Origin of the sequence: Saccharopolyspora sp. 6M, assembly GCF_020176775.1 — a bacterium.
Classification (GTDB): domain Bacteria; phylum Actinomycetota; class Actinomycetes; order Mycobacteriales; family Pseudonocardiaceae; genus Saccharopolyspora_C; species Saccharopolyspora_C gregorii.
On record NZ_JAIUJZ010000158.1, the window covers coordinates 1 to 6396 of the forward strand.

5 protein-coding genes and 1 pseudogene are annotated in these 6396 nt (G+C 72.0%); 3 read left to right on the forward strand and 3 right to left on the reverse strand.

The window, feature by feature from the left end; translation table 11 throughout:
- The 3 genes and pseudogenes from LCD31_RS20450 to LCD31_RS20460 form a co-directional block, all read right to left on the reverse strand.
- A pseudogene (locus tag LCD31_RS20450) lies at nt 1-213 on the reverse strand (hypothetical protein); the annotation flags it as partial.
- 14 nt (nt 214-227) lie between these two features.
- The gene (locus LCD31_RS20455) at nt 228-1187 is read right to left on the reverse strand and encodes a DivIVA domain-containing protein (RefSeq protein ID WP_224960304.1); all 960 of its coding nucleotides are present in this window, start codon (nt 1185-1187) and stop codon (nt 228-230) included.
- 105 nt (nt 1188-1292) lie between these two features.
- Nucleotides 1293-2216: an ABC transporter substrate-binding protein gene (locus LCD31_RS20460; RefSeq protein WP_224960305.1), complete on the reverse strand. Its 924-nt coding sequence runs from the start codon at nt 2214-2216 to the stop codon at nt 1293-1295.
- Between the two features lie 302 nt (nt 2217-2518).
- Here LCD31_RS20460 and LCD31_RS20465 point away from each other — a divergent pair, with 302 nt between their 5' ends.
- From LCD31_RS20465 to LCD31_RS20475, 3 genes are all read left to right on the forward strand, one after another.
- Complete coding sequence (locus LCD31_RS20465; RefSeq protein ID WP_224960307.1) at nt 2519-3406, forward strand: amino acid ABC transporter permease; 888 nt, start codon at nt 2519-2521, stop codon at nt 3404-3406.
- The gene (locus tag LCD31_RS20470; protein WP_304612913.1) at nt 3403-4164 is read left to right on the forward strand and encodes an amino acid ABC transporter ATP-binding protein; all 762 of its coding nucleotides are present in this window, start codon (nt 3403-3405) and stop codon (nt 4162-4164) included. Before LCD31_RS20465 ends, LCD31_RS20470 begins: the two co-directional genes overlap by 4 nt.
- Nucleotides 4165-4775: 611 nt before the next feature.
- Nucleotides 4776-6083, forward strand: coding sequence for a GNAT family N-acetyltransferase (locus LCD31_RS20475; protein ID WP_224960309.1), 1308 nt, complete (start codon nt 4776-4778; stop codon nt 6081-6083).
- Nucleotides 6084-6396: the final 313 nt, after the last annotated feature.

The following is a 6396-nucleotide window of genomic DNA, read 5'->3' on the forward strand; positions in this document are numbered from 1 at the left end:
CCCCCCCCCCCCCCCCCCCCCCCCGGGGCCCCCGGGGGGGGGGGGGGCGCCGGGGCGCGGGCCCGCCGGCGGGGCGGTGCTGCGGTGGGTGCGCAACGCGTGCCTGCCGGTGGGCGGCCCGTCCGCGTGCTTGCGGACCCGGCGCAGCAGCGGCCAGAAGACCAGTGCGGCCACCACGGCGCCTCCGGCGAAGGACAAGACGACTAGCTCCACGTGCTCGCTCCGAATCAGTTCCGCTGGACGGCTTCGGTCGGTTCGGCTTCGGCGGTCTCGGCGGGCTCCGCGGCACCGCCGTTGAAGGGGGACTCCAGCGGGATCAGGTAGCTCTGGGTGTCCCCGCGCGGCTCCGGCAACCACACGTGGTGCGCCGGTTCGCCGACGAGTTCGGCATCGATGACGTTGTCGATCTCCTGCGCGGCGATCTCGTTGCTGGAGGCGCCGACGAGCCTGCCGACGCTGTCCAACGAGGACATGACGGCGGTGCGCAGCTCCTCCATCCGGGCCTGCTTGGTGTGCAGGTCCTGCAGGACGTCGAGCCGCAGCTGCTCGGTCTCGGCGTCGCGCCTGCCGCACTCCCAGCGGGTGCGGGAGAGCAGCGCGTCGGCCTCCTCCTGCGCGGCCGTGACGATCGACTTGTACTCGTCCCGGATGGCGTGGCGCATGGTGCGCTCCCGTTCCCGGATGTCGGCGAGGCTCTGTTCGTGCTCCCGGCGGATCTCGCGCTGCCGGACGTCGAGCTCGTCGACGAGGCGGGCGCATTCGGCCCGCATCGCCTCCGCGGCCCGGCCGGCCTCGTCGAGCAGTTGCTGCGCCTCGTATTCCGCGCTGCCCCGGATGGTCTCCGCCTGCCGCTGCGCCTGTTCGCGCAACGTCTGCACTTCTTCTTCGGCCAGCGACAGCATGTTCTGCACGCGCTGCGACGCGTGCGGAAGCCCGGTGTCGGAGGCTTCGATGCGCTTGAGGCGGAGTTCGGCTTCGGCGAGGTCGCGCCGCGCGTCGTCGCAGAGGCGGCGGAGGTCCGTGTTCAACGCCACCGCCTCGTTGCGATCGATGCTGACCATGCGCAGCTGATCTTCGAGCAGCTCGATGTGCTCGGTGACCTGGCGGCGGTGGAAACCTCGTACCTGGATGTCGAATCCGGGACGGAGCGGGACGACGGCTTGTGCGGAGTCCTCCACGTTGGACACTCCTCTCCACAGGCGAGGGTCGACTCGCCGAGGAGAGTAGGTCTGATCCGGACACCGCGCGCGGTGGAGCGGCACGATCGCCACCTGATCGAGTAGTGCCGCCGCTCAGTGGATCTCGGGCGGACTGACCTGCGATTCGGGGATGGCCGACGCGGCCACGCCCCACTTGTCGAGGATGCGGGCGTAGCCGCCGTCGCGGATCAGCTCGTTCACCGCGGTCTGCAGCGCCGGGGCCAACGGGGAGTCCTTCGCCAGCGCGAAGCCGACGTCGAGCCTGCGGAACTCGTTGGCCAGCCGCAGCGCGGGCTGCTGCGTCGCCGCGTAGCGCAGACCGTTGATGGTGCTCATGATGACGTCGACCTTGCCCTGGGTGAGCGCCGAGTAGAGGGCGCTGCTCTCGGAGAACACCTGCACCCGGTAGGCGGGGCGGCCGAGGTCGGTGCAGCGGTGGGCCTGCGCGGACAGGGTCGCCTCGAAGGTGGTGCCCTTCGCGGTGCCGACGGTCTGCCCGCACAGCGCGGTCACCTCCGCGATCGGGGCGCGGTCGTCCCCGGAGCGGACCGCGAAGCCCTGCCCGTCGCGGATGTAGGTGGCGAAGTCGATGGTGCGCTTGCGCTCCTCGGTGACGCCGAAGTTCCCGGTGCCTGCGTCGTACTTGCCGCTGCCCAGCGCGGGCAGGATCGTCTCGAACGCGGCGTCCTGCGCCGCCACCCGCAGGCCGAGCTTGCGGGCCACCGCCTCGGTGAGGTCGACGTCGAGGCCGACCGCCGTGCTGCCGTCCGCCAGGTAGAACGCGGTCGGCGGTGCTCCGCCGACGGAACGGCCGATGCGCAGCACCCCGCCGTCGCGGATCCGCGCGGGCAGCAGCGCGGCCGCCGCCTCGCTGCGCCGGACGCCGGAGACGACGTCGGCCTGCGCGTCCAGGCCCGGCGCGACCGCGTCCGGATCGGGTGCGGGCCCGCAGGCGGTGAGCAGAACTCCGCTCAACAGCAGGGCGAACGCGGTCGCCACGCGGTGTCCGATGCGCATGGTGGTCCCCTTCCGCGCCGCACCGGGCGGCGGGAATCGGTGGAGCGCCCCGGAAACCGAGGGCGGGGCGCGGCGGGCCTGGGTTCAGCGGTGGCGTCGACAGGACGCCGACCACACCAGGCCGAGGTCGATGTGGGTTCGCGCGACCAAGCACGTACGGGCGGGCACGCGACGAGCTTCACCGGGTTCGATCGGAGGTGTCAACGGTGGCCACAGGGTGGGACGGGGAGGTCGCGGTCTTGACCGGACTCGGCGCGGGATGGATGTTCGAACTCCCGATTCCCTTGCACAGGCGGGAGATCATGTCCGAACTGCGAGTCGTCCCGACGCCCGTCGCGGACGTCCCCGAAGTGGTGCCGCTGCGCCGCCCGTTCCGCTGGGCGGCCGCGGTGCTCGTGCTGGCGCTGCTGGCCGGCGCGGTGTTCTCGGTGGCGACGAACCCGAACTTCCAGTGGAACGTCGTCGGCGCCTACTTCGCCACGCCCGCCGTGCTGCACGGGTTGTGGCTGACGGTGTGGCTCACCGCGGTGACGATGGTGCTCGGGTTCGCGCTCGGCACCGTGCTGGCGGTGCTGCGGCTGTCCGGGAACCCGGTGCTCGCCGCCGTGAGCTGGGGCTACACCTGGTTCTTCCGGTCGGTTCCGGTGCTGGTGCAGCTGCTGTTCTGGTTCAACATCGGCGCGCTGTACCCGGTGATCGGTGTGGGGGAGTTCTCCACCAGTACGGTGGACCTGCTCGGCGGCGTCACGACCGCGGTGATCGGGCTCGTGCTGCACGAAGCGGCCTACGCGGGGGAAGTGGTGCGCGGTGGCATCCTCTCCGTCGACCCCGGGCAGTCCGAATCGGCGCAGGCGCTGGGGATGACGCGCGGCCGGATCCTGCGGCGCGTCGTGCTGCCGCAAGCGATGCGCGCCATCGTCCCGCCCGCCGCGAACATGCTCATCGGCACGTTGAAGGGCACCTCGATCGTCAGCGTCATCGCCGTGCACGACCTGCTGCACTCGGTGCAGCTGATCTACAACCGCAACTACCAGGTGATTCCGCTGCTGCTGGTCGCGACCGCCTGGTACCTGATCGTCACCTCGCTGCTGACCATCGCCCAGCACCGCGTCGAACGGCACTACGCCCGCGGGACCCGGAGCGAAGCGGAACCGGTGTCGTGGCGGCGAGTCCTGGGAGGCGGGCGATGACCGCGATGATCGACGTCCGCGGCGTGCGGAAGAGCTTCGGGCCGGTGCCGGTGCTGCGCGGCGTCGACCTCACCGTCACCGAAGGGTCCGTCACCTGCGTCATCGGGCCGTCCGGATCCGGCAAGAGCACGCTGCTGCGGTGCATCAACCACCTGGAGAAGGTCGACGCCGGCCGGGTGCAGGTGGGCGGATCGCTCGTCGGGTACCGGGAAGCGGGCGGCAAGCTGCACGAACTGCCGGACCGGATCATCGCCCGGCAGCGCGCCGAGATCGGCATGGTGTTCCAGGGGTTCCACCTGTTCCCGCACATGACCGCGCTCGGCAACGTGGCCGAGGCGCTCGTCGGCGTGCGGCGACTGTCCACGAAGGACGCATCGGTGCGGGCGCTGGCCGCGTTGCGCGACGTCGGGCTCGCCGAGCACGCCGACTCCTACCCGCGGCGGCTCTCCGGCGGACAGCAGCAACGGGTGGCGATCGCGCGGGCCGTCGCCGTGGAACCGAAGGTGCTGCTGTTCGACGAACCCACCAGCGCGCTCGACCCGCAGCTGGTCGGTGAAGTGCTCGCCGTGATGAAGGACCTCGCCCGCGGCGGGCTCACCATGGTCGTCGTCACCCACGAGATCGGTTTCGCCCGGGAGGTCGCGGACTCCGTGGTGTTCCTGGACGACGGCCTGGTCGTCGAATCGGGCCCGCCCGCGGAAGTGCTGCTCGCGCCGCGGGAGGCGCGGACGCGGGAGTTCCTGGACCGAGTCCTCTGACCCCCGTGGGGGGGGGGGGGGGGGCGGCCGGGCGGGCAGAGTGGGGTGAGCACGGAGCGGGGGGCGCGCCGCGGGGGGCGCGGGGGGGGGGGCCCCCGGGGCCCCCCCCCCCCCCCCCCCCCCCCCCCCCGGCCCGGTCCCACGCCCCCGCCCCCCCTACCTCGTGGCCCCCCCGCCCCCCCCACTCCGGTGCTGTCGTGGTGCGCCGGTGCGCCGCCGAGTGCCGCGCCCGCCCCGCCGGTCCTGGAGTGAACGGACCGTTAGTCCCATCTAGTTGGTCAAGCGGTCCGTTCACTCCGGCCGATGCTGCTCGGAGCTCCCCGCTGCCGCCGGCCGCCAGGGGTGAACGGACCGTTCGCCCGATCCGCTTGGACGAACGGTCCGTTCACCCGGGACCCGGATCGGAGGGACGGGCACTGGAGCTGCCTCACCCGGTCGGCCGTGCGAGGTTTCGGGTGAACGGACCGTTCGTCCCATCTAGTTGGTCGAACGGTCCGTTCACTCCGCGAAGGTGGTGACCGGGGGCACCGGAGAAGGCAGGTCCGTTACCCGGTCGGCTGAGTTAGGGTCGGCGTTCCCAACGCAGCGTGAAGAGGTGGCGTGTGACAGGTGTGGCCGAGAACGTGCAGGTGGACCCGCGGGCGGCGCTGTTGTTGCGGAGGTGGCTCGCGGAAACGCACACCCCGATCGAAGCGGGTCCGCTGAAGGTGACGATCGGGCCGCTGCGGTTCACCACCGAGGTCACCTACCGCTCACCGACCGGCGCGCACGGGTTCGGACCGATCCGGGTGGCGGACTCCGGTGACCTCGCCGACTCCGCGCTGCTGGCCGCGGCGTGCTCGGCGGACGCACGCGGCCGGGCCACCGCGGACGCCCCGATCAACGCCGAGGGTTCGGGCACGCTGCTGGACTGGCTGCTGGACGCGGTCCGCACCGGCGCGGTGGATCCGCTGACGGGCAACGACGAGGTCGACGTGCTCGGGCAGGGCGTGTCGTCGCAGGACGAGGCGCGGCGCTGGCTCGCCTCGCACGTGGAGAGCACGGTGACGCCGGCGCTGCGCAACCTCGACGAGCGCGCCGACCTGGCCGAGGTGACCGCCCGGCTGCTGACCCGCCGCTCGTTGGCCGCCATCGGCCGGTTCGGACTGCGCGGAGTCGCCGACGAGCAGGAACTGCTGGTCGCGCTGGCCGAGGAGCTGGGCGCGCTCGCCGACACCTACCCCGACACCGAACGGGTCATCCGGCATTGGCTCGACAGCGCCACCCTGACCGACCTGGCGGTGCTCAACGGTTCCGGACTGCGCTACCTGGCCGAGGGCAAGGTGGCGGTCTCGCCCGTGCGCTACGAGGTGCCGAACCCGATGCGCGCCACCGCCGCGGACGGCGTGCCCGGGGTGCCGGTCCCGGAACTTGGCGACGGCTGGTCGTTGCGGCCGGTCGCGCTGAACTCGGAGGACCCGGAGCTGGTGCACCGGTGGATGAATGAAGACCACGTGGCGGTCAACTGGAACCAGGCGTGGTCGTTGCAGCGCTGGCGGAACGAGCTCGGCGCACAGCTCGGCGGGCAGCACTCGGTGCCGTGCATCGTGCGGCGCGACGGGCGGGACGTCGCCTACGTCGAGCTGTACCGGGTGGTCCGCGACAAGCTCGCCACCTGCTACCCGCTGCACCCGCGTGATCTCGGCGTGCACATCGCGATCGGGGAGAAGGACGCCATCGGGCGCGGTTTCGGCTCGTCGCTGCTGGAGGCGGTGGCCCACGGCCTGCTGGCGGCGGATCCGGAATGCGCGCGGGTCGTCGCCGAGCCGAACGTCCACAACGGAGCGTCGGTGGCGGCTTTCGGGAAGGCGGGTTTCGTCCGGGCCCGCGAGGTCGGGCTGCCCGGCAAGAACTCGGCGTTGATGGTGCACGACCGCTGACAGCTCTCCCGCGCAGGTGAACGGACCGTTCGTCCAGCTCTACGGGACGAACGGTCCGTTCACTCGCAACCGGCGCTAGAGCGCGGGGAGTGAACGGACCCTTCGACCAACCGGACGGGACGAACGGTCCGTTCACCCCGGTGCTCGCGGACGATGATCCGGCGCGGTGGGTGGGAGGACTTCGACGGTGAACGGACCGTTCGTCCAACGGGATTGGGCGAACGGTCCGTTCACTCGTTCCCGGGGCGGGCGGATCCAGGTCCTCCGCCGCGGGTGCGCAGCCCGAGTCAACGGACCGCTCGACCAACCAGAC